The following is a 26589-nucleotide window of genomic DNA, read 5'->3' as shown; positions in this document are numbered from 1 at the left end:
TCCTGCGCACGGAGCGGCCGGCTACTTCACCACGAGCGAGGACCACGACCGGACCCACTGCTCACGGTTCTGGGCGATCTTCTCCGGGGCCACGGTCGTCGGCTTGTCGACCTTCGCACCGAACTCCGTGAAGAGCTCGGGGAGCTTCGCGTCGCTGACGACCGGGTTCACGAACATGTTCAGCGGCATGTCCTCCTGGAACTTCTGGCCGATGAGGAAGTCCAGCAGGGCCTTGCCGCCCGCCTCGTTCCTCGCACCGTCCAGCAGCCCCGCGAACTCGATCTGGCGGAAGCAGGTGCCGGTGGCGACACCGGTCGGAGCCTCGGTCGGCTGCGGCTCCGCGTACAGCACCTCGACGGGCGGGCTGGAGGCGTAGGAGACGACGAGCGGCCGGTCGGCCTTGGCCTTCTTGCCTCCGGCGGAACCGGAGAACTCGTCGTTGTACGCCTGCTCCCAGCCGTCGACGACCTTGACGCCGTTGTCCTTCAGCTTCTTCCAGTAGTCCTCGTAGCCGTCCTCGCCGTAGGCGGCGACGGTGCCGAGGAGGAAGCCGAGACCGGGCGAGGACGTGGCGGCGTTCTCGGTGACGAGAAGGTCCTTGTACGCGGGCTTCAGCAGGTCGTCGAAGGACTGCGGCGGCGCGAGCTTCTTGTCCGCGAAGTACTTCTTGTCGTAGTTGACGCAGATGTCACCGGTGTCGACCGGCGTGACCCGGTGCTTGTCCGCGTCCAGCTGCACATCGGCCGCGACCCGGTCCAGGCCCTTCGCCTCGTACGGCGTGAACAGGCCGTTCTCGAGGGCGCGGGAGAGCAGCGTGTTGTCGACACCGAAGAACACATCGCCGCGCGGGGAGCCCTTGGTCAGGATCTCCTGGTTGAGCGCGGCACCGGCGTCACCGCTCTTCAGTACCTTGACGGTGTAGCCGGTCTCCTTGGTGAACGCCTTCAGCACATCCTCGGAGGCATTGAAGGAGTCATGGCTGACGAGCGTCACGGTCTTGGACGCCGAGCCCTTCGCCCCTCCCCCGGAGGACGCGTCGTCGGAGCTCCCGCAACCGGCGAGCGCCGTGACACCGAGCGCGGCGGCGACCGCGGTCACGGTGATCTTCTTGGTGGTGCTCATGTGATTCCTCCTGGAAGTGACCAGGAAGAGACGCGGCCCTGCCCGCTCCCCGGCGATCACCGGGAAACGGGCAGGGCGCAACAGCTTGAGTAAGGTCCGAACTTCCTACCCGGAATGACCCGGGCGAGGTTCAGAGGGTCTGCGGCCAACCTGTCCTTGGTGCCGCACTCTCAGCGCTGTGGCGCTCCCCTGTCGGAATATGAAGTTGAATATGGCGCCCAGGCTACACCGGGCCCCTCCGGCCTCAGCGCTCGGAGGCCGCCAGCTGCCCGCAGGCCCCGTCGATCTCCTGGCCGCGGGTGTCCCGGACCGTGACCGGCACGCCGTGGGCCGCGATGGCCTCGACGAACGCCTTCTCGTCCTCGGGCCGCGAAGCGGTCCACTTGGAGCCCGGCGTCGGGTTCAGCGGGATCAGATTGACGTGCACACGCTTGCCCTTGAGCAGCCGGCCGAGCCGGTCGCCACGCCACGCCTGGTCGTTGATGTCGCGGATCAGCGCGTACTCGATGGAGATACGTCGGCCGGACTTCGCCTCGTACTCCCACGCGGCGTCCAGCACCTCGCGCACGTTCCAGCGCGTGTTCACGGGGACGAGCGTGTCACGCAGCTCGTCGTCCGGGGCGTGCAGCGACACGGCGAGACGGCACTTGAAGCCCTCGTCGGCGAAGCGCAGCATCGCGGGCACCAGGCCCACGGTGGAGACGGTGATCCCACGCTGCGAGAGCCCCAGCCCGTCGGGCTCGGGGTCGGTCAGCCGGCGGATCGCTCCGACGACGCGGTTGTAGTTGGCGAGGGGCTCGCCCATGCCCATGAAGACGATGTTGGAGAGCCGCGCGGGCCCACCCGGAACATCACCGTCACGCAGCGCCCGCATCCCGTCCACGATCTGGTGCACGATCTCGGCGGTCGACAGATTGCGGTCGAGCCCGGCCTGCCCCGTGGCGCAGAACGGGCAGTTCATCCCGCAGCCCGCCTGCGAGGAGATGCACATCGTCACCCGCTCCGGGTAGCGCATGAGGACGGACTCCACGAGCGTCCCGTCATGCAGCTTCCACAGGGTCTTACGGGTGGTGTCGTCGTCACAGCTGATGTGCCGCACCACGGACATCAGGTCCGGGAACAGCGCTTCGGCGAGACCCTCGCGCGAAGCGGCCGGAATGTTGGTCCACTCCGAAGGATCGTGCGCGTACCGCGCGAAGTAGTGCTGCGACAGCTGCTTGGCGCGGAACGGCTTCTCGCCGATCGCGGCGACTGCTTCCTTGCGCTCGTCGGGCGTGAGGTCGGCGAGATGCCGCGGCGGCTTCTTGGCTCCGCGGGGCGCGACAAAAGTGAGTTCTCCGGGATTAGGCATGGTTCATCCAGTGTCGCAGACAGACGAGTAAGGGCCCGCCGTCCTGTGGACAACGGGCCCTCACTCACAACATTGCAGGTCAGACGGGGTGCAGACGCGGTGCGTCAGCCCGATCCGACGAAAAGCACGAGCAGCAGCCAGACCACGGGCGCGGTCGGCAGCAGCGAATCCAGGCGGTCCATGATGCCGCCGTGGCCGGGCAGCAGCGTGCCCATGTCCTTGATCCCCAGATCGCGCTTGATCATGGACTCGCCCAGGTCACCGAGGGTGGCGCTGACGGCGACCGCGAAGCCCAGCAGCAGGCCCTGCCACCAGGAGCCGCCGTCGACCAGGAACTCCATGCACAGCGCACCGGCGGCCATGGCGAAGCTCACGGCGCCGAGCAGGCCCTCGCGGGTCTTGCCGGGGCTGATGCGCGGCGCGAGCTTGTGCTTGCCGAAGCGCCAGCCGACCGCGTACGCCCCCGTGTCGCTGACGACGGTCAGCAGCAGGAAGGTCAGGACGCGTTGCGCGCCGTCGTCGGCGGTGAGCATCATCGCGACGAAGGTGGCCAGGAACGGCACGTAGAACGCGGCGAAGACACCGGCCGTGACGTCCCTGAGGTAGCCCTCGGGCGGTTCGGTCATCCGCCAGACCAGTACGGCGAGCGCGGTGAGCGCCATGGCGACCCAGGCGCCCTCCGCCCCGCGCACGTACCCGGCGACGACCATGGCCGCGCCACCCACCGCGAGCGGTACGAGGGGCGCCCTGATGCCCTTGCGCTCTTCCAGGCGGGAGGTGAGTTCCCACAGGCCCACCACGACGGCGGCCACGACCACGCCGATGAAGACTGCCTTCACGACGAAGAGCGAGGCCACGATGACGGCACCGAGCCCCACACCCACCCCTATGGCGGCACGGAGATCACGCCCGGCACGCTTCTTGGGCGGGGGCTGCAGCGGGGTGGACATGGGCTCCTGCGGCTTCTCGTCACGGAACAGGGGGCCGCTGACGCGCGCGGCCTCCCTGTCCCGGTCGTCGCGGCTGTCAGCGTCTCTACCTGCGTCGGGAACGTCCGGCACGATGGGCATGGGCCGAGTCTGCTGGGCGTCATGCACATCGTATGCAGGACCCGCCGGAGCGGCTCCCATCTGGGGCGCGCCCCAGTAACCCGCTCCCTGCGGGGCACCCCAGGAAGAGTCGTTCATCAGACTTCGAGCAGCTCGGCTTCCTTGTGCTTGAGCAGCTCGTCCACCTGGGCGACGTACTTCGCGGTGGTGTCGTCGAGCTCCTTCTCCGCGCGGCGCACCTCGTCCTCGCCGGACTCCTTGTCCTTGACGAGCTTGTCGAGCGTCTCCTTGGCCTTGCGGCGGATGGAGCGGATCGAGATCTTGGAGTCCTCGGCCTTGGTCTTGGCGACCTTGATGTACTCCTTGCGGCGGTCCTGCGTGAGCTCGGGGAACGTCACACGGATGATGTTGCCGTCGTTGCTCGGGTTGACGCCGAGGTCGGAGTCACGGATCGCCTGCTCGATGTTGCGCAGAGCGGTCTTGTCGAACGGAGTCACCACGGCCATGCGCGGTTCGGGAACCGAGAACGAGGCCAGCTGGTTGATCGGGGTCAGCGCGCCGTAGTAGTCGGCGACGATCTTGTTGAACATCGCCGGGTGCGCGCGGCCGGTGCGGATCGCGGCGAAGTCCTCTTTCGCGACGACAACGGCCTTCTCCATCTTCTCCTCGGCCTCGAGGAGGATTTCTTCGATCACCACGTGCTCCTGCGTGTCTTGAGTGGACCCGGCATCGTCGGGCCCTGCGGATCCTGCGTCGCGTCCTCACCTGCACGGTGTCCGACCGGCAGGCCGTTGTCCATCCTTGGGGGCCGTCAGGCCCTGGTGCCCTCGTCGCTCACGAGCGTGCCGATCTTCTCACCCTTGACGGCGCGCGCGATGTTGCCCTCGGCGGTCAGTTCGAAGACGAGGATCGGCAGCTGATTGTCACGGCAGAGCGTGATGGCGGTGGCGTCGGCGACCTTGAGATCGCGGGCGAGCACCTCGCTGTACTCCAGGGCGTCGAACTTCACCGCGCCGGGGTTGGTCTTCGGGTCGGAGTCGTAGACCCCGTCCACCCCGTTCTTGCCCATCAGCAGGGCCTTGGCGTCGATCTCCAGAGCGCGCTGGGCGGCGGTGGTGTCGGTGGAGAAGTACGGCATACCCATGCCGGCGCCGAAGATGACGACGCGTCCCTTCTCCAGGTGCCGCACGGCACGCAGCGGGATGTACGGCTCCGCGACCTGGCCCATGGTGATGGCGGTCTGGACGCGCGAGTCGATGCCTTCCTTCTCCAGGAAGTCCTGGAGTGCGAGGCAGTTCATTACGGTGCCGAGCATGCCCATGTAGTCGGACCGGGCCCGGTCCATGCCGCGCTGCTGGAGCTCGGCTCCGCGGAAGAAGTTCCCTCCGCCGATCACTACCGCGATCTCCGCGCCGTCCCGTACGACCGCGGCGATCTCGCGGGCGATGGTGTGCACGACATCGGGGTCGACACCGAGGCCCCCGCCGCCGGCGAACGCCTCTCCGGAGAGCTTCAGCATGAAGCGTCCGGAAATCGTGCCCTCGTCGCGCTTGTGGTCAGCCTGTGTGGCGTCCGCGCCCTTGTCCATGGAAATTCTCCTCGTGCACATACGAAGAAGGCCATTGCCGGTGGGTCTGGTGTCCCTCAGCGGCAATGGCCTCCTCGTCAGATCTGCGGTCGTACGGCATGAGTGCGGCCGACGACTGCACTAGACCCTATCGGGGTCCACCGTTGTTCGCGGACGGACTCAGATGCCGACCTTGATGCGCGCGAAGCGCTTCAGGCTGACACCGGCCTCGTCCAGGACCTTCTGGACGGACTTCTTCGGGTCCTTGGCGAACGCCTGCTCCAGGACGACGATGTCCTTGAAGAAGCCGTTGACCCGACCCTCGACGATCTTCGGAAGGGCGGCCTCGGGCTTGCCCTCCTCGCGAGAGGTGGCCTCGGCGACACGACGCTCGTTCTCGACCGTCTCGGCCGGGACCTCGTCGCGGTTGAGGTACTTCGGGGAGAAGGCAGTGATGTGCTGCGCGACGTCCTTGGCGACCTCGGCGTTCTCCTTGTCCAGCTCGACGAGCACCCCGACCTGCGGCGGGAGGTCGGGCATGGTGCGGTGCATGTACGCAGCCACGTAACCGCCGGTGAACTGCGCGAAGCGGTCCAGGACGATCTTCTCGCCGAGGTTGGCGTTGGCCTCGTCCACGTACGCCTGGACGGTCTTGCCGGCCTCGATCTCGGACGCGAGAAGCGTCTCGATGTCGGCCGGGGAGGTCGCGGCGACGTGCGCGGCGAGCGCGTTGGCGACGGCCTGGAACTTCTCGCCCTTGGCGACGAAGTCCGTCTCGCACTTGAGCTCGAGCAGGACGCCGGAGGTCTTGTCCTCGGAGATGAGGGAGACGACGGCGCCGTTCTCGGCAGAACGGCCTTCGCGCTTGGCGACGCCCTTCTGGCCCTTGATACGGAGGGCCTCGACGGCCCCTTCGACGCTGCCGTCGGCCTCGTCGAGGGCCTTCTTGCAGTCCATCATGCCGGCGCCGGTGAGCTCACGGAGCTTCTTGACGTCAGCGGCGGTGTAGTTCGCCATGAGTCTGTTCTCTCTCGAAGTCTGAAAGATCTACGGGTGAACGGCGGGGGCGGTGCTTGTGGCACCGGCCCCCGCCGTCTTCAGCCGTTACGGGTGTCAGGCCTGCTCGGCGTCCGCGGCCGGAGCCTCGGCCTCGGCAGCGGGGGTCTCGACCTCGGGGGTCTCGACAGCGGCCTCGGCGGCGGGGATCTCGGCAGCCTCGGCGTCCGCGACCTTCTCGGTCTCGGCGGAGGTCTGGACCTCGGCGTCGGCCTTCTTGTCGCCCTCGAGCAGGTCGCGCTCCCACTCGGCGAGGGGCTCGCCGGCGGCCTTCTCGCCCGGCTTCGAGTCACCGGTGGCGGCACCGGAACGGGCGATGAGGCCCTCGGCGACGGCGTCGGCGATCACGCGGGTGAGCAGGGTGACGGAGCGGATCGCGTCGTCGTTGCCCGGAATCTTGTAGTCGACCTCGTCGGGGTCGCAGTTGGTGTCGAGGATCGCGACGACCGGGATGTGGAGCTTGCGCGCCTCACCGACGGCGATGTGCTCCTTCTTGGTGTCGACGATCCAGACGGCGCTGGGCACCTTCTGCATCTCGCGGATACCACCAAGGGTCTTCTCCAGCTTGGCCTTCTCGCGCGAGAGAACCAGGAGCTCCTTCTTGGTGAGGCCCGACGCGGCCACGTCCTCGAAGTCGATGAGCTCCAGCTCCTTCAGGCGCTGGAGGCGCTTGTAGACGGTGGAGAAGTTGGTCAGCATGCCGCCGAGCCAGCGCTGGTTGACGTAGGGCATGCCCACGCGCGTCGCCTGCTCGGCGATCGCTTCCTGCGCCTGCTTCTTGGTGCCGACGAACATGATGGAACCGCCGTGGGCGACGGTCTCCTTGACGAACTCGTAGGCGCGGTCGATGTACGACAGCGACTGGAGCAGGTCGATGATGTAGATGCCGTTGCGCTCCGTGAAGATGAAGCGCTTCATCTTCGGGTTCCAACGACGGGTCTGGTGACCGAAGTGGACGCCGCTTTCCAGCAGCTCCCGCATCGTGACGACGGCCATGGCCGTACTCCTTGAGGTACTCGGTTATCGCGACCGCAGGTTTGCTGTCGCGCCTGACGCCCCGACGCGCCGTGCCACAAGGGACCGAGGAGCGCGGCCACCGTCCGCAGAGAGGGTGGTGGCGGGGCGTGCGAAGTCGACCCGGTCACCCGGATCGCCAAAGGAAGTGTACGGGACCCGTCGGGTCCCGGGTGACGGCGCTGTCCACAACCGGTCCGTTGTCCACAGACCGGGTTCATGATCCCCGCGGATCCGGGGGCCGGGGCACCGTTGCGGTCATGCGCCGAACACCTGGAACGACCGTGTCCCGCTCCCCCGCCGCCGTCCTGTTCACCGTGGCTGCGGCCCTGCTCGCAGTGCTGGCGGCCTGCGCAGGTGCGCACGCCACCGGGCGTCCGGCGCCCGCGTTGCCGGCGGGAGACCGCTCGTGGCCACTGGCCGGACGCCCCGAGGTGTTACGGGGATGGGAGCCGCCCGCCGGGCCGTACGAGCCGGGCCATCGCGGCGTCGATCTCGGCGCGGAGCCTGGCGCCCAGGTGCTGGCCGCCGTCTCCGGCCGTGTCTCGTTCGCCGGTCCGGTGGCCGGGCGAGGGGTCCTCGCCATCGAGGTGGCCGACAGCGGGGAGCCGCCGCTGCGCGTCACGTACGAGCCGGTGCGGTCCCTGGTCCCCAAGGGCGAGGAGGTCGTCGCCGGACAGGCGGTGGCGGTCCTGGAGCCGGGGCCCTTCCACTGCCCCGGGACCTGTCTGCACTGGGGACTGCGGCGCGGCGAGACCTATCTGGACCCGCTGTCCCTGTTGCCGCCGGGACTGCTGCGGCGCGGCCCTTCCCGGTTGCTGCCGGTGTTCGGCGTACCGGAACCGCCTCCGGAGCGCTCGCCCCGGGAGCAGTCCGGATCTGTGGCCGAGGCCGCGGGCATGCTCGCGGTGGCCGCTGCCGTGACGGCCGTCAGCCCCGTACCCCGCGCAGGATCATGGCGACGGCGGTGTCGGCGACCACGCCCGGCTCCTCGGCAGCGCCCAGCTCGATACGGCGCACCGCCGCGTCCACCGAGCCCTGCAGCAGCATCGCCGCGAGCCTGGGCTGCGCGTGGCCGAGATCGGCCAGGGCCTCGACGATCATGGCGATCAGCCCGCCGTGCGCGGCCCGGATCTTCTCGCGGGCGCCCGCGTCCAGCTCGCTCGCGGAGATGGCCACGACTGCCCGGTGGCGCCTGTCCCCGACGAGGTCGAGCTGCCTGCGGACGTACGCCTCGATCTTGTCCTGGGGAGCCTGCTCCCGCTCCATCGCGTTCTCGACCTCGGCCGCCCAGACGGGGAAGTCGACGGCGCAGAGCTCTTCGACGACGGCCGCGCGGGAGCGGAAGTACTCGTAGACGGAGGACCTGGCGAGCCCTGTGCGCTCGGCGAGAGCGGGGAAGGTCAGCGCCTCCGTACCGCCCTCGGACAGCAAGGAGCGTGCGGCGTCCAGGAGGGCGCCGCGCTGCATGGTCCGGTGCTCGGCCACGGAGGCCGCTCGAATCCTGGGCACGTATCCACTCTACGGCGGCAGGTGTTCGTGAGGGGGTGTGCGCCTCATTCCGGGTGGCCGAAGCCACCCCGGCCGGGGCGTCGGACGGCCCGTGTCCGAGGCTGTTCAGCGCCCGGCGTCGGCCAGCTTCGCCCGGAGTTGCAGCACGGACTTGGTGTGGATCTGGCTGACCCGGCTCTCGGTGACCCCGAGGACGTTGCCGATCTCGGCGAGGGTGAGACCTTCGTAGTAGTAGAGCGTGACGACCGTCTTCTCCCGCTCCGGGAGGGTGTTGATGGCCCGGGCGAGCAACCGTCTGAGCTCCCGGTCCTCGGCGACCTCCACCGGATTGTCGGCGGCCGTGTCCTCCAGCGTGTCCATCAGGCTCAGCCGGTCGCCGCCCTCGCCGCCGACATGCAGCAGCTCCTCCAGGGCCACCACGTTCGCCAGTGACAACTGGCTGAAAACGGCGTGCAGTTCCTCCAGGGCGATACCCATCTCGGCGGCCACTTCCGCCTCTGACGGTGTGCGCCGCAACTGGGCCTCCAGCGTGGCGTAGGCGCGCTCCACGTTCCGCGCCTTCTGCCGCACGGAGCGGGGGATCCAGTCCAGCGCCCTGAGTTCGTCGATCATCGCGCCACGGATCCGCGTGATCGCGTACGTCTCGAACTTGATCGCCCGCTCGATGTCGAACTTCTCGATGGCGTCGATCAGTCCGAAGACTCCGGAGGAGACGAAGTCGGCCTGTTCCACGTTGGACGGCAGCCCCACGCTCACCCGGCCCGCGACGTATTTCACCAGCGGCGAGTAGTGCAGGATCAGCTGCTCCCGCAGCCGGCCGTCACCCGTGGACTTGTAGGAACGCCACAACTCGTCGAGGGAGGAGGGGGCAGCGGGACGCACAGTGCCACGCGCAGCCGGTGGTACTGCCGCGCGGTCAGACCCGGAGGTGTGCTGGGGCATGTGGTGCCTTGAGCCGTTCTGCTGTGAAGTGCTGGGGAACTTCTGTCTGGGGCGGAATCCTTGTGAGCGTAGCGTGACCGACGTGTCGCGGTGCGCGCAGGACCGGGGACCGACACCGGGCGATTCTGCCCCATCGCCCGCGTCGCCGGCCATGACTGGTATCCGGGGCCGTCGCGGCGTGCGCCGGCCCCGGAGGCATCACCGAGAGAGCCGCCGAGGTCATCGGCTTCACCTTTTCACCCGAATGCTCCAGGTCAAGTACCGCCTCGCCGCGCGTCCTCGTTGCAAGTCGGCCTCGGCGTCAACCGCCATCCGTCGCCTTGGCGTTCGACGAACCCCAGTGAGTGCAGTTCGTACAGTCGGCCGAGGGCCTCGTCGACGGTGATACCGGCGGTACGCGCAACCTCCCGGCCGCCGACGGCGCCCCGGTACGGGAGCGCCTCCAGAACCCGTGCGGTCACGGCGTCGAGCAGGTCCCTGGGGAGCACCGCACCGCGTCTGGCGGGGGCCAGGTCGCCGATGTCCCCGACCAGCTCGGCCACTTCGGCCGCATCGGTCACCAGGACGCCCTCACCGCGCAGCAGTTCGTGGACTCCTGCCGACAAACCGCTGGTCGCCGGTCCCGGTACCCCTATCGTGAAGCGGCCGAGCCGCTGCGCGCTGCGGGCGGTGACCAGTGAGCCGCTGCGGTATTCGGCCTCGACCACGACCGTCCCTCTGGTCAGCGCGGCGATCACCCGGTTACGGAGCACGAACCGGCTGCGCGTCGGATGCTCACCCGGCGGCAACTCACCCATGATCAGGCCCTGTTCGGCCATGCGTCCGATCAATTCGGCGTGACCCCGCGGGTAGGCGACGTCCACCCCGCAGGCGAGCACCGCCATCGTCGCGCCGCCCACGGCCAGGGCCCCACGGTGCGCCGCCCCGTCGACACCGAACGCGGCGCCGGAGACCACCACCCAGCCGCGCTCAGCGAGCCCGGAGCCGAGACTCCCGGCCATATGCGCCCCATACGGTGTGCAGGCCCGGGCGCCGACGACCGCCACCGAGCGCAGGGCCCACAGGCGCAGGTCAGGCCGCCCCCGCACCCACAGACCGACCGGCCGGGCATCGCCCAGGTCGTCGAGCTGGGTCGGCCACTCCTGGTCACCGGGGCAGACGAAGCGCCCGCCGACCCCGGCCACCGCCGCCAGATCCCGCTCGGGTTCGGCCGCCGCCGCCCGTAAGCGGTAGCCGCCGAGCCGCACCGCCGTCATCCCGGGCAGCTCCGCCGCCGAGCCGTCCGCGACGGTGAGGCACCGGACCAGCTCGACGGGACCGGCCTCCCGCAGCCACCGCCCGGCCCGCTCGTCGCCCGGTTCGAGAATCCGCGTCAGGGCCGCCCGCGCCAGCCGCTCCCGGTCACCGCAACCGGTCCGCTCACCGCACTCGACGTACCGCCGGGCACCTCCCACCGGCACCCCGGCCCGCCCCCGCCCCGCTTCTCCGCCGCCCTCCATCAGCCGGTTCACGATGCTCCGGCCCCCATCGGCACGCCTCGCTGAATGCCCGTCCGCAGCTCCAGGGCGACCGCGATGTCCGAGGCATCCGGGCGGTCGGCGGCCCGGAGGTCCGCGACCGTCCATGCCACCCTCAGCACCCGGTCCAGCCCCCGGGCCGTGAGAATTCCCCGCTCCATGTCGCGCTCGGCCGCGGCCAGAGCGCCCGGGGCGGCGAGCAGCCGGGTCCGCAGCTCATGGCCCGGCACCTCGCTGTTGGTGGTCCAGGGAGTGCCCGCGAGCCGCTCGGCAGCCCGCTGCCTCGCCTCACGCACCCGGGCGGCGACCTCGGCGGTCGTCTCACCCCGCCCGCCGCGCCCCATGAGGTCCGCCCGGTTGACGGGCTCCACCTCGACCCTCAGATCGACCCGGTCGAGCAGGGGCCCGGAAAGCCTCGACTGGTAGCGCCGGATCATGGAGGGCGGGCATTCGCAGCCCGCACCACTGAGGGTGTGCCGGCCACAGGGACACGGATTGGCCGCCAGCACCATCAGGAACCGGGCGGGCAGCCGCACCACTCCGGCCGCGCGGGCGACCACCACATGTCCGGACTCCAGCGGCTGGCGCAGCGCGTCGAGTGCGCGACCGGAGAATTCTGGTGCCTCGTCAAGAAAAAGCACACCTCTGTGAGCCAGCGAGACCGCTCCGGGCCTCGGCAGCCCATTGCCGCCGCCCACCAGCGACTGCATCGTCGCCGAGTGGTGCGGTGCGCAGTAGGGCGCCCTGGTGACCAGGGGTTCGCCCGGTGGGAGGATGCCCGCCACCGAGTGCACGGCGGTCACTTCGAGGGATTCCTGACGGGTCAGCGGCGGCAGGATCGCCGAGAGCCGTTCCGCCAGCATGGTCTTTCCGGCGCCCGGTGGTCCCGAGAGCAGCAGATGATGGCCTCCGGCCGCGGCCACCTCAAGAGCCTTGCGCGGCCTCTGCTGGCCTGCCACGTCCGCGAGGTCGGGCCGGTGTCCGTCGCTGCCCTGCACCGCGAACGGGGCAAGTCCCGTGCCCACACCCGCTCCGGGCACCATCAGCCCTGCCAGCATGCTGTCGGGGCGCCCCTGGGCCGCGACCGGTTCCTCGGGTACCGGCTCGTCCGCGAGCACGGCGATCAGCTGCCGCAGGCTCCGTACACCGAGGACCGAGATCCCCGGTACGAGCGCCGCTTCCCCGGCGGTCTGTTCGGGGACGACCACCTGGCGATAGCCCGCTTCCGCCGCGGCGAGCACGGCGGGGAGCACCCCGCGCACCGGACGGACCCGGCCGTCCAGGCCCAGCTCACCGATCATCACCACATCGGCGATGGCCGCCGGGTCGATGCGTTCCGCCGCACCGAGCACCGCACAGGCGACAGCGAGATCGAAACCGCTGCCACTTTTGGGCACCGAGGCCGGGGAGAGACCCACCGTGAGCTTCTTCTGCGGCCACTCGGCTCCCGAGTTGACCACCGCGGCCCTGACCCGGTCCTTGCTCTCCACCAGGCTCTTGTCCGGCAGACCCACCAGAGTGAACGCCGCCACCCCCGGCTCCAGGTCCGCCTGGACCTCCACCACCACGCCCTCGACGCCGACCAGCGCCACCGAACACGCACGCGCGAACCCCATCAGGCCACCCCCCGCACATGCTCGGCGACGGGAGCTCCACGCCGGGGCAGGATCACTCCGACCAGATCGATCCGGACCCCGCCGGACGGCGGTCCGCCGTGCCGGTCGAGCCAGATCCCGGCGAGCCTCCGCAGCCGCTCGGCCTTGGCCGGTGTGACGGCCGCCATCGGGTGCTCGAAGGCTCCCGCCCTGCGGGTCTTGACCTCACAGATGACCAACGCATCGCCGTCACCTGCGACGATGTCGATCTCTCCGGCACGGCACCGCCAATTGCGTGCCAGTACCGCCATGCCCTCGTCGGTCAGCAGCCGAGCTGCCAGATCCTCGCCGTACCGCCCGAGTGCCCCCCGTGCGTTCATTCGGCACCACCTCCGGCACCGACTCTGCCGCGTCGGGCCGGAACTGGTGGATCTTGGTGGATAACTCAGCGATTGTGGATAACTCAGCCACCCGGAAGTTCGAGATCGCTCTTGTTGAGCTCCTCGATGTTGACGTCCTTGAAGGTCAGAACACGGACCTGCTTGACGAACCGGGCGGGCCGGTACATGTCCCAGACCCAGGCGTCCGCCATGGACACCTCGAAAAAGACCTCACCCTGAACCGAGTGCACCTGCATCTCGTAGTCGTTGGTGAGGTAGAAGCGCCGTTCGGTCTCGATCACATATTTGAACAGACCGACGACATCGCGGTACTCCCGGTAGAGCTTCAGCTCCATCTCGGTCTCGTACTTCTCGAGGTCCTCGGCGCTCATGGCATGTTCCCCTTCAGCCGTGCGTCCCCCTATTGTGCGTCAGCCTCTCCCGGCCCCGGTCGATTAGACGATTTCGGGGTCCAGAGCCAGCGGATCACGTGGGGGACCCTCGGTGAGCAGCGTGCGCAGCAGCTCGCCGAGTCTGGTCGGGTACACCGTCTCACGCGCCGCGAGCAGTTCGGCGGAAGTCCACCACCTCGAACCAGCGATGCTCCGGCGCTCCAGGTCGGTGAGGCCCGCAGGGGCAGTGACGGTCTGCGTCGTTCGGGCCAGGAAGTACCACTCGTCCTGGTCCCAGCGCCGCCCGTCGAAGGGAAACGAGCAGATCCGCTTCCAGAGCACAGGGCCGAGTTCCACGTCGGCGATGCCGGTTTCCTCGAAGAGCTCGCGCAGCGCGGCCTCTTCCCGGGTCTCCTCGCCCTCCACGCCGCCGCCCGGGGTGAACCACCAGGTCACCGCCGGATCGTCGGGTTCGAATCCGTGCAGGAGCAGGATGCGGTCGTCGGGGTCGAGGAGCACCACCCGGGCGACCTTCCGCGGCTCAGCGGGCATCCGCGGGCCCCGCCGTACGGCTGCCGCGTGAGACGCGTGCCGCGATCGTGCTGTACGCGGAGCCGCCCAGGATGAGGAGCATGCCCACCACCACGGCGCCGAGCTGGAGAGGCAGCGGTCCGCCGGTGGAGATCCCGCCGGGCAGCGCCGCGAAGCTCTCCGGCCGTTCGATCATGCTCTGCGAGGGCCAGGCGACAGCGTCCAGGCGGGCCTGCACGGCACTGAGCGGCACCGATCCCTGCCCGGGGTCCTCCAGGTGGACCCTGGAGTCCAGTGAGGTGTTGCGCTCGTCGCCCAGGAGGAAGAGCTTGCCCTCGGGGACCTCTGCCGTGAAGTCCTGCGGGGTGGCCGGCGCACCCGACTGGCCTCCGGCCTGCGACTGCGACTGCAGATACGGTTCCTCGACGGGCTCGCCGTTGATGGTGAGCCGTCCTTCGGCGTCGCAGCAGGCGACCTTGTCGCCGCCGACACCGACCACCCTCTTCACCATCGGCTGGTTGCCCCACACCGAATCGGTGAAGACCACGACGTCCCCGCGCCGCACATCGGCGCCGTCCACCCGCTCCGCGAGCACCCGGTCCCCGACGGCGACCGTCGGGGTCATGGACCCCGTCGGCACCGTGTACGGCTTGTACACCACCGCTCCCCAGGCGAACCCGCCGAGGAAGAGCACACAGCCGACGGCCACGGCCAGGCTCGACAACGCGTTGCCGAGCCGGCCGTGGCCGTCACCCGTTCGTCCTGTTCCGCTCATCCCAGCGCTCCCCCATCGGAGATCGACAATCGCTGATCCGAGTCGGCACCCTACCCGGCGGTACGCCCGCTGGTCAGCCTCCGGCGGCGCCACAACACGAGGGGCAGCGCTCCGGCTACACCCAGTGCGCCCGGCGCCATCGCCGCAGCCGCGTTCAGCCCGGACTGGTCGAAGGTGCCGGGGACCGGCAGCGTCGCCCAGCGGTTGAGCGGCCAGGCCACGACAACGGCCCTGCCGACGACCTCGTCCGTGGAGACCGTGCCCTGACCGGGCAGCTCCTGGTGGTAGCGGGAGTCCAGCGAGTTGCTGCGGTGGTCGCCCATCACCCAGATACGGCCCTCGGGCACATTGATCGGCCCGAACGGCTCGTCATTGCAGGGGGTGTCCCCGGGGAAGATGAACGACTTCTCGTCCAGGGCCTTCCCGTTGACGGTCACGGGCCCGTTCTTCTTGCACTCCACCGTGTCGCCGCCGATCGCGATGACCCGCTTGATCAGGTCCTTCTCCTCGGCGGACGGCATCAGTCCGATGAAGCTGAGGAACTTCTGCACCACATTGGGCTCGGGCGTCACGGTGTCCTCGAGCCAGCCGCCCGGGTCGTGGAAGACCACGACCTCGCCGCGCTCCGGCTCCGAGCCGAACCACGGGGTCAGCTTGTCGACCAGCACCCGGTCGCCCCGCTGAAGTGTGTTCTGCATGGAGTCGGAGGGGATCGAGAACGCCTGTACCAGGAACGTCTTGATCAGCAGCGCGAGAATCAGCGCGATACCGATGAGGAGCGGCAGCTCCTTCCAGAAGGAACGCTGCTTCTTCGGAGCACTGCCACCGCTGTCCGGGGAGTCGCCGTCACTCTCCGTCCGGTCCACCGACGCCTCTTCCTGAGACCCGGCACTCGAAGGCCGGTCCTCGGGTTCGTCGTGTCCGGATCGTGCGCCGACCGCCAAATCCCCCACATCCACTCCTCAATCCGTGCCACCGCCCGCGCCCTAGTCGGTGCAGGCCCACCACTCCCATAACGAGCGGGAGTTCCGCAGGGGTCGGGAGCCGGACCATTCCATATCGATCCTGGGAGGACACACTATTCGACGGGCCGGGCCCGGCCGCCGTCCCCGCGCCCGCGGCCGGGACCGAGGCGTACGTATCCCGTTCCTCCAGCGTGCGCCAGTGGCCGAAGGGCCAGGCGATCACGACGGCCCGTCCCACGACCTGGTCCTCGGAAACCGTGCCTTTCTCCGGCTCGTCGAGATGGAAACGTGAGTCGGCGGAGTTGGACCGGTGGTCACCCATCACGAAGATGCGGCCCGCCGGAACCTTTACCTCGAATTTGAGAGTCGACGGCTTGTCGGCGGGATGGATGTACTGCTCATTGAGCGGTACGCCGTTGACCGTGACCCGGCCGTCCTCGCCGCAGCACTTGACGGTGTCACCCCCGACGGCCACCACCCGCTTGATGAGATCCTGCTCGTCGTCGGACGGCAGCAGCCCGATGAAGGTGAGCAGTTCCTCGGCCTGCTTGATGCCGACGGGCGGGTCCTTCTCCTGCGCCTGCTCCGGCGGGAGCCAGCCGCCCGGGTCCTTGAAGACGACGACGTCGCCGCGTTCCGGCTTCGAGCCGAACCACGGCGTGAGCTTGTCCACCAGCACCCGGTCGCCGATCCGGATGGTCTGTTCCATCGATCCGGACGGAATCACGAATGCCTGGACCAGAAAAGTCTTGAGAACCAGTGCGATCAGCAGCGCCACCAGGATGAGGAGGGGTATCTCCTTCACCGCGGACCTGCGCCGGCGCCGCTTGACCTTGCGGGCCAGTCTGCGGCGCTCCGCACGGGTCGGCAGCGAGCGGCGAGCGGTGGGCCTGGTCCCGGTCGGCAGCGGGACCTCCTGGTCCGACGCTCCGCGTGGGCGCCCGCGGTTACCCATGGGCTCCGCCCGGTGCCCGTACGCCGTCGAAGGCGCCGGTGCCGGGCACGGAGCCCAGCCTGGCGGGCGGCCAGCCGAGCCAGTCGACCCGCCCGATCACCATGTCGACGGGGACCATGCCGCCCCCGGGCTGCCCCAGGTGCTCCCGGGAGTCGCGCGAGTTGCTGCGGTGGTCGCCCATCATCCACAGGGTGCCCTCGGGTACGACGATGTCGAACGCCACGGCGGAGGGTTCGTCGCCCCGGTAGAGGTACTCCTCGTCCACGGACCGGCCGTTCACCGCGAGCCTCCCCTGTCGGTCGCAGCAGACCACGCGATCGCCGCCCACGCCCACCACCCGCTTCACGAAGTCGGTCTCGGCGGGTTCGGCAAGACCGAGGGACGCCGCGGCACCGTGCAGCAGCGAGGTGAGGGGGTGGCCCCCGGTCGTCTCCTGCACGAAGGAGCCCGTGCCGTCGAAGACCACCACGTCGCCGCGCTGAGGCTCGGAGCCGAAACGGTACGCCAGTTTGTTGACGAGAACCCGGTCCCCGACCTGGAGCGTGGACTCCATCGAACCGCTGGGGATCAGGAAGGGCTGCACCACGAAGTTGCTGAACAGCAGCAGCACCACCGTGAGGGCGACACTCAGGGAGGCGGACCGCCTCCAGGACATCGCGGTGGAGACCCGGCCCGGGATGCGCGAGAAGCGCGACCCCTCCTCCGGCCCTTCTGTGGGTCCGGAGGAGCGATCGCGCTCCGTGTGCTGTGTTTCCGTGTCCATCGGGGCCGAAGCTTATCCGGCCGCGCTGTGGACGTCGGAGTCGGTTCAGCGGTCGCGCTTCTCCTTGATCTTCGCGGCCTTGCCGCGGAGCTCACGGAGGAAGTACAGCTTGGCGCGACGGACGTCACCGCGGGTGACGAGCTCGATCTTCTCGAAGATCGGGCTGTGCACCGGGAAGGTGCGCTCGACGCCGACGCTGAAGGAGACCTTGCGGACCGTGAAGGTCTCGCTGATGCCCGCGCCCTGGCGACGGATGACAACACCCTTGAACTGCTGGATACGGGAGCGGTTGCCCTCGATCACGCGTACGTGGACGTTGACGGTGTCACCGGCGCGGAACGCCGGAAGGTCGGTGCGCAGCGAGGCGGCGTTGACGCCATCGAGCAGAGAAGACATTTTGTCTGCTTTCTTCGCCGATGCCACAGGTCATCGACGGGAGATAGTGAGAAGGTTCGGGGTGCTGATCGCGTCGGGCGGGCGTCGTTCCCCCTGTGGCAGGGGCGCACACCGGACGTACAGCAGCGTCATTCTTCCACGGTCTCGGGCCTGCGCCAAAATCGGCCGCCGGGCTCGGGGGACCAGCCGAGGATGGAAAGCATCTCCCGGTCCTTCTTGTCGAAGCCCGATGCCTCGCAACGCTCAATCAGATCCGGCCTGTTGAGGGCGGTGCGACGGAAGGCCTCGTCCCGGCGCCAGCGCGCGATCCTGCCGTGGTGACCGCTGAGGAGGACCTCCGGAATGCCACGGCCGCGCCACTCGGGCGGCTTGGTGTAGACCGGGCCCTCCAGCAGATTGGCCATGGCACCCGGCGCGAAGGAGTCGTCGCGGTGCGATTCGGCGTTGCCGAGCACACCCGGCAGCAGCCGCGCCACGGCCTCCGTGATGACCAGTACGGCGGCTTCCCCGCCGGCCAGGACGTAGTCCCCGATGGACACCTCGATGACCGGCATCCGGGTGGCGTACTCGTCCATCACCCGGCGGTCGATGCCCTCGTACCTGGCGGGCGTGAAGATGAGCCACGGCCGCTCGGAGAGCTCGACGGCCAGTTCCTGGGTGAAGGGCCGGCCACTGGGCGTGGGCACCACGATCACCGGCGAGTGCGCCCCGGCCTCGTAGCCGCCGGCCAGCGTCTCGTCCAGGCAGTCGCCCCAGGGGCCGGTCTTCATGACCATGCCCGGGCCGCCGCCGTACGGGGTGTCGTCGACCGTGTTGTGCCGGTCGTAGGTCCATTCCCGCAGGTCGTGGACGTGCACATCGAGCCGGCCGCGGGCACGGGCCTTGCCGACGAGGGAGACGTTCAGCGGCTCCAGGTACTCGGGGAAGATCGTGACGACGTCGAGTCTCATCGGGCCGCGTCCCCGGACGGGGCGGACTCGTCGCCCTCCTCGCCGTCCTCGCCTTCCTCGTCACGCGACGTGGCGATCACAGCCTCGTTCTCGTCGATCAGACCCGGCGGCGGGGTGATGACCGCGCGCTGCTCCTCCAGGTCGATCTCGCTGACGATCTCCTCGACGAAGGGGATCATCACCTCGCTGCCGTCAGGGCGCTCCACGATGAACAGGTCCTGGGACGGCAGGTGGGTGATCTCGGTGATCCGGCCGATCTCCGTGCCGTCCGCGAGGACCACGTCGAGGTCCATGAGCTGGTGGTCGTAGAACTCCTCGGGGTCCTCAGGAAGCTCGTCCGGGTCCACCTCGGCGATCAGCAGGGTGTTACGGAGGGCCTCGGCGCCCGTACGGTCCCGTACGCCCTCGAAACGGAGCAGCAGCCTTCCGCTGTGGACCCTGCCGGTCTCGATCGTCAGCGGTCCCGTCTCGGCGGGCTCGGTGGCCAGGACGGCACCGGGGCCGAGCCGCACCTCGGGCTCGTCCGTGCGTACCTCGACGGTGACCTCGCCCTTGATGCCGTGGGCACGGCCGATCCGTGCGACTACCAACTGCACGCTACTTCTCCTGGTGATCGTTTACGGACGACTGATGATCGTCTACGGACGACAAAGGCCGGGGACGGCTCGAAAGCCCTCCCCGGCCCTGGCCGGTGTTCAACTCTTTCAGCGAACCTGATCCACGTCGACGAGGTCGACGCGGATACCACGGCCGCCGATGGCACCCACGACGGTACGCAGAGCGCGAGCGGTGCGGCCGTTACGGCCGATCACCTTGCCGAGATCGTCCGGGTGAACCCGGACCTCCAGCACGCGTCCACGGCGCAGGTCGCGCGAGGCGACCTGCACATCGTCGGGATTGTCGACGATGCCCTTCACGAGGTGCTCGAGAGCCTCCTCGAGCATGCTCAGGCCTCGGTCGACTCGGTGGACGCGGCAGCGTCAGCCGACTCGTCCGCCTTCTTGTCGGCCTTCTTGGCCTTCTGGGTGATGGCCTCACCCTTGGCCTCGTCGCCGTCCGTGGTGAGAGCCTCGAACAGGGCGCGCTTGTCAGCCTTGGGCTCCGGCTGCAGAAGCGGCGCCGGGGCCGGGAGACCCTTGTGGGCCTGCCAGTCACCGGTGAGCTTCAGGATCGCGAGGACCGGCTCGGTCGGCTGGGCGCCGACAGAAAGCCAGTACTGCGCGCGCTCTGCGTTGACCTCGATGCGCGAGGGGTTCTGCACCGGGTGGTACAGGCCGATCTCCTCGATGGCCCGGCCATCACGGCGGGTACGGGAGTCGGCGACGACGATGCGGTAGTGAGGCGAACGGATCTTGCCCAGACGCTTCAGCTTGATCTTGACTGCCACGGAAGTGGTGTCTCCTGCTCTTGACGTGGTTGGGCACAGCGAAGATGCCACGTGGGGTTGCGGTACTCGCGTGCCCGACGGACGCGTCAGTCGGAGGAGAGAGGGGTCCTATGCGACTGTCGAGTACAGCTGTCCATTGTGCCACACCGCATCGGGTCACCCCACCGCGACCGCCGCTTCCGGAATCCGGAACGGCTTTCCGCAGCCGCCGCAGACGATGGGGGCCTGCGCGAGGACCGAGGGGACCACGCGCACATTGCGGCCGCAGTCGCAGACGGCCTTGACCCGCACACCGCCCCCGGAGGACCCGTGCCGCGCGGCCGGACCGCGGAAGGAACGCTTGGTGTCGGCGGCCGTGGCGACGGTGTGCGCCTTGAGCGCACGCTGCAGCCGTTCGATGGTCGGCCGGTACCTCCGCTTGGCCTCCGCGTTCAGGGTGACCAGCGAGAATCCGCTGCTGGGATGGGGTTCCTCGGCATGATCGAGGCCCATCTCCTCGGCGATCGCGAGGAATCGTCGGTTGTGGTAGCGGCCGGCGCGCGAGGTGTCCCGGACACCTCGCGCGGCGGCGATGCCGTGGACTGCCTCATGCAGCAGTCGCTCGAAGGAGAGCTCGGCGCCACAGGCGGACGACGACTCTCCGATCAGGGACTCGGGCGCGGCAAGATCGGGCAGCTCGGGGTGGTACCGCTGAATATCGGCCCACGCCTGTGCCAGCTCTGCGGCAAGTACAGGTGGTGTCGTGCTCACGTCGTGACAACGAGCCTGAGTGCCCCGGTGTTCCTATTCCGGGGCATCCCAAATAATTTGCACGTACCAGTCAGTTGCCGTTGATGCGTCCGGACGAGGGCGGGTGCGCAGATCTGCGGAGAAGTCTCGCAGCTCGCACCAAGCCGGTACGTAGCGCCTCGTACGCCCGGCACGTAGTCGCGACAGTACCCGGCGTTCCGTACGCCCCGGGCACCGGCCCGGCCAGGCCGGTTCCCCGGTGCTCATGGGGCGTGAGGTGCTCGACGTGCTCGGAGTCGCGTGTCGGGTAAGACTGGGGTCAGAAGAGCAGGAGCCCGCAGGGCCCGAAGTCGTGTGGATCCGTCCGCCGAAGCCGCTGGTCGGCGGGGGCGCGCGACCGGGGCTCACAAGCATTGCCATTCAACCCCTGGACGAGACCGCGGAAGCGGAGTTCTCTGACATACGGGGGGACTGCGGGCGTACGCACATGGGGGGCCGTCCACTCGGGCACGACCGACCTCTTGGCGGATTGGGGCGCTTTTCATGACACCAACGCTCGTCCGGCACCACAGGTATGCGGACTCGTCCGCCCCGGTGGACGCCGGCACCCGTGCCCGCGACTGGGCAGAGATCCAGGAGCGGATGCTGGCACCGCTGTACGAAGCCGTGTACCAGCGGCTCGAAGTCGGGGCCGCCACGCGGATGCTCTCCATCGGCTGCGGTTCCGGACTCGCGCTGCTGATCGCCGCCGCCCGCGGCGCGCACGTCACCGGCGTCGACACCGACCGTGAACGGCTCGCACTGGCCCGCGAGCGCCTCCTGCCAGACGCGGGGTGGGAAAGCGGTCCCGAGCGGTCCGCGACGGAGCAGCCGAGGCTCTTCGCCGGCGGTCCTTCGGCCGTGGACGCGGCGGGCGCAGCCCCGTACAACCTCGTGACCGCGTTCAACCCGATCGGCTGTGTCACCGGTGATTCCGAAGGGCTCTCGCCCGCGCTGGAATCGGCCGTGCCGCTGGCCGTCCGGGGCGCCACCGTGGTCCTGGCCGGCTGGGGGCCGCCCGAGCGGTGTTCCACCGCGCCGGTGCTGGGGGTGGCTGCCCGGCTCGCGGAGTCGGCCCGCGCCCCGCGGCCGGCCGGTCTGCGGGCGGCCCGTCGCGACGACCTGGAGGACGTGGCGGCGCGGGCCGGGCTGAAGCCGGACGGTTCGGGCCGGGTGTCCTGCCCGTTCGGATACGCCGATATGGACAGTGCGGTGCGCGGCCTGCTGTCGACCGGGCTCTTCGACTCCGCCGTACGGGCGACGGACCGGTCCCAGGTCGAGAAGGAGGTCGCGGAGGCTCTGCATCCGCACCGGCGTCCGGACGGCACGGTGTGGATGCCCAACGTGTTCCGCTACCTGGTGTGCGTGTCCTGATCCCACGCGTAAGGGGCGCCCTCCGATGGAGGGCGCCCCTTACGCATGTTCGTGAGGCGATCAGCCCATGAACTTCTTGAACTCGTCCGGCAGCTCGAAGTTCTTGTCCTCCTGGGCCGGCAGACCCAGCGCGCCGCCCTGCGCAGCCTGCTCACGGCGGGCCGCCTCGGCCTGCTCCTCGGCCTTGCGCTTCATCGGGTTACCGCTCTTGCGCTTGCCCTTGGCCTGCTTGACCTGCTTCTTCTGACGGCCGGGGCCGCCACCCATGCCCGGCATCCCCGGCATCCCGGGCATGCCGCCGCCCTGGGCCATCTTCGACATCATCTTGCGGGCCTCGAAGAACCGCTCCACCAGGTTCTTCACGGCGGAGACCTCGACACCGGAGCCCTTGGCGATACGGGCACGGCGCGAGCCGTTGATGAGGGTCGGCTCCTGACGTTCCTTCGGGGTCATCGACTTGATGATCGCGGCCGTGCGGTCCACGTCGCGCTCGTCGATGTTGTTGATCTGGTCCTTGATCTGCCCCATGCCGGGCAGCATCCCGAGCAGCTTGGAGATGGAGCCCATCTTCCTGACCTGCTCCATCTGCGCCAGGAAGTCGTCGAGCGTGAAGTCCTTGCCCTTGCTCGACGCCAGCTTGGAGGCCATTTGAGCGGCCTCTTCCTGGCTGAAGGTCTTCTCCGCCTGCTCGATCAGGGTGAGCAGGTCACCCATGTCGAGAATGCGGGAGGCCATCCGGTCCGGGTGGAAGGCGTCGAAGTCCTCGAGCTTCTCGCCGTTCGACGCGAACATGACCTGCTTGCCCGTGACATGGGCGATCGACAGGGCGGCGCCACCACGGGCGTCACCGTCGAGCTTGGAGAGGACCACGCCGTCGAAGCCGACGCCGTCGCGGAAGGCCTCGGCGGTGTTGACCGCGTCCTGGCCGATCATCGCGTCGACGACGAAGAGGATCTCGTCGGGGCTGACGGCGTCGCGGATGTCCGCGGCCTGCTGCATCAGCTCCTGGTCGATACCGAGGCGGCCCGCGGTGTCGACGATGACGATGTCGTGGACCTTGGTCTTCGCGAACTCGATCGAGTCCTTGGCGACCTGGACCGGGTCACCGACGCCGTTGCCCGGCTCCGGCGCGTACACCGCGACACCGGCACGGTCGGCGACGACGCTGAGCTGGGTGACGGCGTTGGGGCGCTGGAGGTCACAGGCGACGAGCAGCGGGGAGTGGCCCTGGCCCTTGAGCCAGAGGCCGAGCTTTCCGGCGAGGGTCGTCTTACCGGCACCCTGGAGACCCGCGAGCATGATCACGGTGGGCGCGGTCTTGGCGAACCGCAGACGCCGGGTCTCGCCACCGAGGATGCCGACAAGCTCCTCGTTGACGATCTTGACGACCTGCTGGGCCGGGTTCAGGGCCTGGGAGACCTCGGAGCCGCGGGCCCGTTCCTTGACCTTGGCGATGAAGGCACGGACGACGGGGAGCGCGACATCGGCTTCCAGCAGGGCGATACGGATCTCGCGAGCCGTGGCGTCGATGTCCGCCTCGGACAAGCGGCCCTTGCCCCTGAGGTTCTTGAAAGTCGCGGCAAGGCGGTCGGAGAGAGTATCGAACACGGCGCTCGTCGGTCCTCAGGGTCGGGGGCGGGGCAGGTCAGTCGCCCTCCAGGGTATCCGGCCACCGGAGAACGCAAAGCCCTCGCCCGTTTATCGTGACGGACCGGACAGGCCGGGGGCCGGGTCGGCGTGGCCGGACGGCTCAGCCCAGGGCCTTCTCCAGCTCCTGGGCGACCTCTGCCGCCCGTTCGTCGGAGAGCGGGTCTCCGTCCGGTCCCGTGACATAGAACGCGTCCACCGCGTTCGCGCCGAGCGTCGAGACATGGGCGCTGCGCACTCGTACGGCGCTCTGCTCCAGGGCCCGGCCGATCCGGTGCAGCAGCCCCGGGGCGTCCTGGGCGCGTACCTCGATCACCGTGGCGACCTGGGAGCCCGCCGCGGCGACGGTCACCCGGGGCGGCGGGGCCTTGACCCCGCGCCTGCGGGGGTAGGCGGCTTCGCGTTCGGCGAGACGGGCCCTGATGTCCAGCGAGCCGTCCAGGGCGCGTACGAGGTCGGCGCGGAGCCGGGCGGCCTGCGGGAGCGAGCCGTACTCGGCGGCGACGCGCCAGCTGAGCAGCAGCAGATCGGCGCTCTCGCCCAGCTCGGTCGGGAGCTCGACGGCGCGCAGATCGGCGGCGCGGACCGTGAGGCGGTGCAGGGCGAGGACTCCGGCCGCCGCCGGCAGGACGCCGGGGCGGTCGGGCAGGGCGATGAGGAGTTCGACGCCCACGGGTTCCGGTTCGCCGTCGTCGGCCGGGGTCTCGTGCTGGGCGTGCAGGGCGAGGACGGGTTCGCCGGTGCGCAGGGCCTCGATGGCGAGGCGTTCGTGTTCCGCGCCTGGCGCGGCCGGTTCCGGTTCCGGCGGGGTCTCGCCGGCGAGCACGGCGGCGACGCGCCCGACGAGGTCGGTGACGAGCGAGGCGCGCCAGGTGCTCCAGGCGGCGGGGCCGGTCGCGAGGGCGTCGGCCTCGGTCAGGGCGTGCAGGAGCTCCAGGGTGGAGGTGGTGCCCACCGCGGTGGCGACGGAACGGACGGTCGCCGGGTCGTCGAGGTCGCGCCGGGTGGCGGTCTCGATGAGCAGCAGATGGTGGCGTACGAGGGTGGCGATGACGCCGACGTCCTGCTTGTCGAAGCCGATGCGGCCCGCCATGTCGCGGGCGATGACCTCGCCGGCGACGGAGTGGTCGCCGGGCCAGCCCTTGCCGATGTCGTGCAGCAGCGCGGCGACCAGGAGCAGGTCGGGGCGCCCGACGCGGCGGGTGAGCGTGGCGGCGCGTACGGCCGCCTCGACGAGGTGGCGGTCGACGGTCCAGGTGTGGACGGGGTTGCGCTGCGGGCGGCAGTGGACCCGTTCCCAGTCCGGCAGCAGCCGGGTGATGATCCCTTCCGCTTCGAGCGCTTCCCAGACTCCTACGGTGGCCTCGCCGGCCCCGAGGAGGGTGACCAGTTCCTCGCGTGCCTCGGCGGGCCACGGCACGGGCAGCGGGCGGGCGGCGCTCGCCAGGTGACGTACGAGATGGCGGGAGAGCGGCAGCCCCGACTCGGCAGCGGCGGCGGCGGCCCGGAGGGTGAGGACGGGGTCCCGCTCGGGGCGTGCGGTGCGGGCGAGCACGACCTCGCCGTCCGCCTCCACCACGCCGTCGGCGAGCGGGGTGCGGTCGGGGACCTGCTTGCCGCCGCCCAGCATGGCGCGCAGCCGGGGCCGGACGGAGCGGGCGCGCAGGACCCGGTTGACCTCGCGCCAGGTGACGTCGGTGGCGTACGAGACGGTGCGGGCGGCCTCGTAGACCTGGCGGAGCAGTGCGTCGGCGTCCAGGAGGCCCAGTTCCGCGGCGACCTGGTCCTGCTCCTGGAGGGCGAGGCGGTCGGTGGCGCGGCCGGTGGTGAGGTGGAGGGCGTCGCGGGTGTCGAGGAGGATCCGGCGGGCTTCGGCGAGCCCTTCGCGCGGGGCGTCGGCGACCCAGGACGCGGCGACGGCGCGCAGGGCGGTGGCGTCGCGCAGACCGCCGCGGGCCTCCTTGAGGTCGGGTTCCAGGAGGAACTGGAGCTCGCCCATGCGTTCGGCCCGTTCGCGGCACAGCTCGTCGAGGGCCGGGAGGCGCTTGGGTGCCTGGTTGCGCCAGTCGGCGAGGATCGCGGTGCGCAGCCCGGCGGCGATGGCGAGGTCTCCGGCGACGGGCCGGGCGTCGAGCAGTCCGAGCTGGACCTTGAGGTCCTCGCCGGCCGTCTTACGGGCTTCGGCGGGGGTGCGTACGGAGTGGTCGAGGGCGAGACCGAGGTCCCAGACCGGATACCAGACACGGTCGGCGAGGGAGGCGATGGCTCCGGCGTCGGCGCTGCCGTCGTGCAGGAGCAGGAGGTCGAGGTCGCTGCGCGGGGAGAGCTCGCCCCGGCCGTAGCCGCCGACGGCGACGAGGGCGGCGCCCCGGACGCCCGTCTCCCGGGCCGCGGTGGTGAAGAGCGCGCTCAGCCAGTCGTCGGTCAGTGCCGCGAGGGCGGCACGGCGCGGCGGCCCGGACTGCGCCTTCTCCTGGAGGAGGCGCAGCCGGGCCGCCGCGTAGCCGCTGGGTCCCGAGTCTTCGGATTCGGTGGTCACTTCGGTGCTCGTCACCCAGCTGCCTTTCGTTGTGCGGATCGC

At 69.8% G+C, this 26589-nt stretch carries 27 protein-coding genes and 1 pseudogene; 2 read left to right on the top strand and 26 right to left on the bottom strand.

Annotation, left to right across the window (positions count from 1 at the left end; genetic code table 11):
* Window positions 1-21 precede the first annotated feature (21 nt).
* The 7 genes from ACWGO0_RS03980 to rpsB all read right to left on the bottom strand — a co-directional run bounded on the left by ACWGO0_RS03980 (window position 22) and on the right by rpsB (window position 7141).
* Window positions 22-1122 (bottom strand): thiamine ABC transporter substrate-binding protein, encoded by a 1101-nt coding sequence (locus ACWGO0_RS03980; RefSeq protein ID WP_453527503.1) that lies wholly within the window; start codon window positions 1120-1122, stop codon window positions 22-24.
* Between the two features lie 244 nt (window positions 1123-1366).
* Window positions 1367-2473: a 23S rRNA (adenine(2503)-C(2))-methyltransferase RlmN gene (gene rlmN, locus ACWGO0_RS03975; protein ID WP_453527500.1), complete on the bottom strand. Its 1107-nt coding sequence runs from the start codon at window positions 2471-2473 to the stop codon at window positions 1367-1369.
* A gap of 104 nt (window positions 2474-2577) precedes the next feature.
* Window positions 2578-3660: a phosphatidate cytidylyltransferase gene (locus tag ACWGO0_RS03970; protein ID WP_453527497.1), complete on the bottom strand. Its 1083-nt coding sequence runs from the start codon at window positions 3658-3660 to the stop codon at window positions 2578-2580.
* Complete coding sequence (gene frr, locus ACWGO0_RS03965) at window positions 3660-4217, bottom strand: ribosome recycling factor (protein ID WP_073726823.1); 558 nt, start codon at window positions 4215-4217, stop codon at window positions 3660-3662. The genes ACWGO0_RS03970 and frr overlap by 1 nt, the downstream gene beginning before the upstream one ends.
* 116 nt (window positions 4218-4333) lie before the next feature.
* Window positions 4334-5110 carry a UMP kinase gene (gene pyrH, locus ACWGO0_RS03960; RefSeq protein ID WP_328906111.1) on the bottom strand — a complete coding sequence of 259 codons (777 nt, stop codon included), beginning with the start codon at window positions 5108-5110 and terminating at the stop codon, window positions 4334-4336.
* Between the two features lie 159 nt (window positions 5111-5269).
* Entirely contained in the window at window positions 5270-6106 is an 837-nt protein-coding gene (tsf, locus tag ACWGO0_RS03955) for a translation elongation factor Ts (RefSeq protein ID WP_453527494.1), read from the bottom strand.
* A gap of 96 nt (window positions 6107-6202) precedes the next feature.
* Complete coding sequence (rpsB, locus tag ACWGO0_RS03950) at window positions 6203-7141, bottom strand: 30S ribosomal protein S2 (protein WP_453527492.1); 939 nt, start codon at window positions 7139-7141, stop codon at window positions 6203-6205.
* Window positions 7142-7419: 278 nt separating this feature from the next.
* Here rpsB and ACWGO0_RS03945 point away from each other — a divergent pair.
* Window positions 7420-7869, top strand: a pseudogene (locus tag ACWGO0_RS03945) (peptidoglycan DD-metalloendopeptidase family protein); the annotation flags it as partial.
* Between the two features lie 220 nt (window positions 7870-8089).
* Here ACWGO0_RS03945 and ACWGO0_RS03940 read toward each other — a convergent pair.
* From ACWGO0_RS03940 to ACWGO0_RS03860, 17 genes are all read right to left on the bottom strand, one after another.
* Window positions 8090-8647, bottom strand: a complete 558-nt coding sequence (locus ACWGO0_RS03940; protein WP_453527576.1) for a TetR/AcrR family transcriptional regulator — start codon at window positions 8645-8647, stop codon at window positions 8090-8092.
* A 129-nt stretch (window positions 8648-8776) separates the two neighbouring features.
* Window positions 8777-9613: an RNA polymerase sigma factor WhiG gene (gene whiG, locus ACWGO0_RS03935; RefSeq protein ID WP_453527489.1), complete on the bottom strand. Its 837-nt coding sequence runs from the start codon at window positions 9611-9613 to the stop codon at window positions 8777-8779.
* Between the two features lie 254 nt (window positions 9614-9867).
* Entirely contained in the window at window positions 9868-10980 is a 1113-nt protein-coding gene (dprA, locus tag ACWGO0_RS03930; protein WP_453527573.1) for a DNA-processing protein DprA, read from the bottom strand.
* Window positions 10981-11120: 140 nt separating this feature from the next.
* On the bottom strand, window positions 11121-12746 hold the full coding sequence (locus ACWGO0_RS03925; protein WP_453527486.1) for a YifB family Mg chelatase-like AAA ATPase: 1626 nt from the start codon (window positions 12744-12746) through the stop codon (window positions 11121-11123).
* Window positions 12746-13105, bottom strand: a complete 360-nt coding sequence (locus ACWGO0_RS03920) for a YraN family protein (protein ID WP_453527483.1) — start codon at window positions 13103-13105, stop codon at window positions 12746-12748. The genes ACWGO0_RS03925 and ACWGO0_RS03920 overlap by 1 nt, the downstream gene beginning before the upstream one ends.
* An 83-nt stretch (window positions 13106-13188) precedes the next feature.
* On the bottom strand, window positions 13189-13497 hold the full coding sequence (locus ACWGO0_RS03915; RefSeq protein WP_003965949.1) for a DUF2469 domain-containing protein: 309 nt from the start codon (window positions 13495-13497) through the stop codon (window positions 13189-13191).
* Between the two features lie 63 nt (window positions 13498-13560).
* A complete protein-coding gene (locus ACWGO0_RS03910) occupies window positions 13561-14049 on the bottom strand; it encodes an NUDIX hydrolase (protein WP_453527480.1) in 489 nt (162 codons plus the stop codon).
* A complete protein-coding gene (gene lepB / locus ACWGO0_RS03905) occupies window positions 14039-14803 on the bottom strand; it encodes a signal peptidase I (protein WP_453527477.1) in 765 nt (254 codons plus the stop codon). The genes ACWGO0_RS03910 and lepB (ACWGO0_RS03905) overlap by 11 nt, the downstream gene beginning before the upstream one ends.
* A gap of 50 nt (window positions 14804-14853) precedes the next feature.
* Window positions 14854-15747 carry a signal peptidase I gene (gene lepB / locus ACWGO0_RS03900; protein ID WP_453527570.1) on the bottom strand — a complete coding sequence of 298 codons (894 nt, stop codon included), beginning with the start codon at window positions 15745-15747 and terminating at the stop codon, window positions 14854-14856.
* Window positions 15650-16723 (bottom strand): signal peptidase I, encoded by a 1074-nt coding sequence (gene lepB, locus ACWGO0_RS03895; RefSeq protein WP_453527475.1) that lies wholly within the window; start codon window positions 16721-16723, stop codon window positions 15650-15652. The genes lepB (ACWGO0_RS03900) and lepB (ACWGO0_RS03895) overlap by 98 nt, the downstream gene beginning before the upstream one ends.
* Window positions 16716-17486, bottom strand: coding sequence for a signal peptidase I (gene lepB, locus ACWGO0_RS03890; protein WP_453527473.1), 771 nt, complete (start codon window positions 17484-17486; stop codon window positions 16716-16718). Before lepB (ACWGO0_RS03890) ends, lepB (ACWGO0_RS03895) begins: the two co-directional genes overlap by 8 nt.
* Before the next feature lie 45 nt (window positions 17487-17531).
* Window positions 17532-17882 carry a 50S ribosomal protein L19 gene (rplS, locus tag ACWGO0_RS03885; protein WP_453527470.1) on the bottom strand — a complete coding sequence of 117 codons (351 nt, stop codon included), beginning with the start codon at window positions 17880-17882 and terminating at the stop codon, window positions 17532-17534.
* Between the two features lie 128 nt (window positions 17883-18010).
* Window positions 18011-18832 carry a tRNA (guanosine(37)-N1)-methyltransferase TrmD gene (trmD, locus tag ACWGO0_RS03880; protein WP_453527467.1) on the bottom strand — a complete coding sequence of 274 codons (822 nt, stop codon included), beginning with the start codon at window positions 18830-18832 and terminating at the stop codon, window positions 18011-18013.
* Complete coding sequence (gene rimM, locus ACWGO0_RS03875) at window positions 18829-19428, bottom strand: ribosome maturation factor RimM (RefSeq protein ID WP_453527464.1); 600 nt, start codon at window positions 19426-19428, stop codon at window positions 18829-18831. Before rimM ends, trmD begins: the two co-directional genes overlap by 4 nt.
* A gap of 108 nt (window positions 19429-19536) precedes the next feature.
* Window positions 19537-19776, bottom strand: a complete 240-nt coding sequence (locus ACWGO0_RS03870) for an RNA-binding protein (RefSeq protein ID WP_014153811.1) — start codon at window positions 19774-19776, stop codon at window positions 19537-19539.
* 2 nt (window positions 19777-19778) lie between these two features.
* The gene (rpsP, locus tag ACWGO0_RS03865; protein ID WP_453527460.1) at window positions 19779-20219 is read right to left on the bottom strand and encodes a 30S ribosomal protein S16; all 441 of its coding nucleotides are present in this window, start codon (window positions 20217-20219) and stop codon (window positions 19779-19781) included.
* 156 nt (window positions 20220-20375) lie between these two features.
* Window positions 20376-20969 (bottom strand): hypothetical protein, encoded by a 594-nt coding sequence (locus ACWGO0_RS03860; RefSeq protein WP_453527458.1) that lies wholly within the window; start codon window positions 20967-20969, stop codon window positions 20376-20378.
* Window positions 20970-21491: 522 nt separating this feature from the next.
* On the opposite strand from ACWGO0_RS03860, the gene ACWGO0_RS03855 reads away from it, so the two are divergent.
* Window positions 21492-22361, top strand: coding sequence for a class I SAM-dependent methyltransferase (locus ACWGO0_RS03855; RefSeq protein ID WP_453527455.1), 870 nt, complete (start codon window positions 21492-21494; stop codon window positions 22359-22361).
* A 60-nt stretch (window positions 22362-22421) separates the two neighbouring features.
* Here the strand turns inward: ACWGO0_RS03855 and ffh are convergent, their stop codons facing one another.
* Entirely contained in the window at window positions 22422-23969 is a 1548-nt protein-coding gene (gene ffh / locus ACWGO0_RS03850) for a signal recognition particle protein (protein ID WP_453527452.1), read from the bottom strand.
* A gap of 142 nt (window positions 23970-24111) precedes the next feature.
* Entirely contained in the window at window positions 24112-26562 is a 2451-nt protein-coding gene (locus ACWGO0_RS03845) for a [protein-PII] uridylyltransferase (RefSeq protein WP_453527449.1), read from the bottom strand.
* Between the last annotated feature and the right edge of the window lie 27 nt (window positions 26563-26589).

This window comes from Streptomyces sp. NPDC055749 (assembly GCF_053617235.1).
Note: the sequence above shows the minus strand (reverse complement) of the source record. Positions and strands in the feature narration are given on the sequence as shown.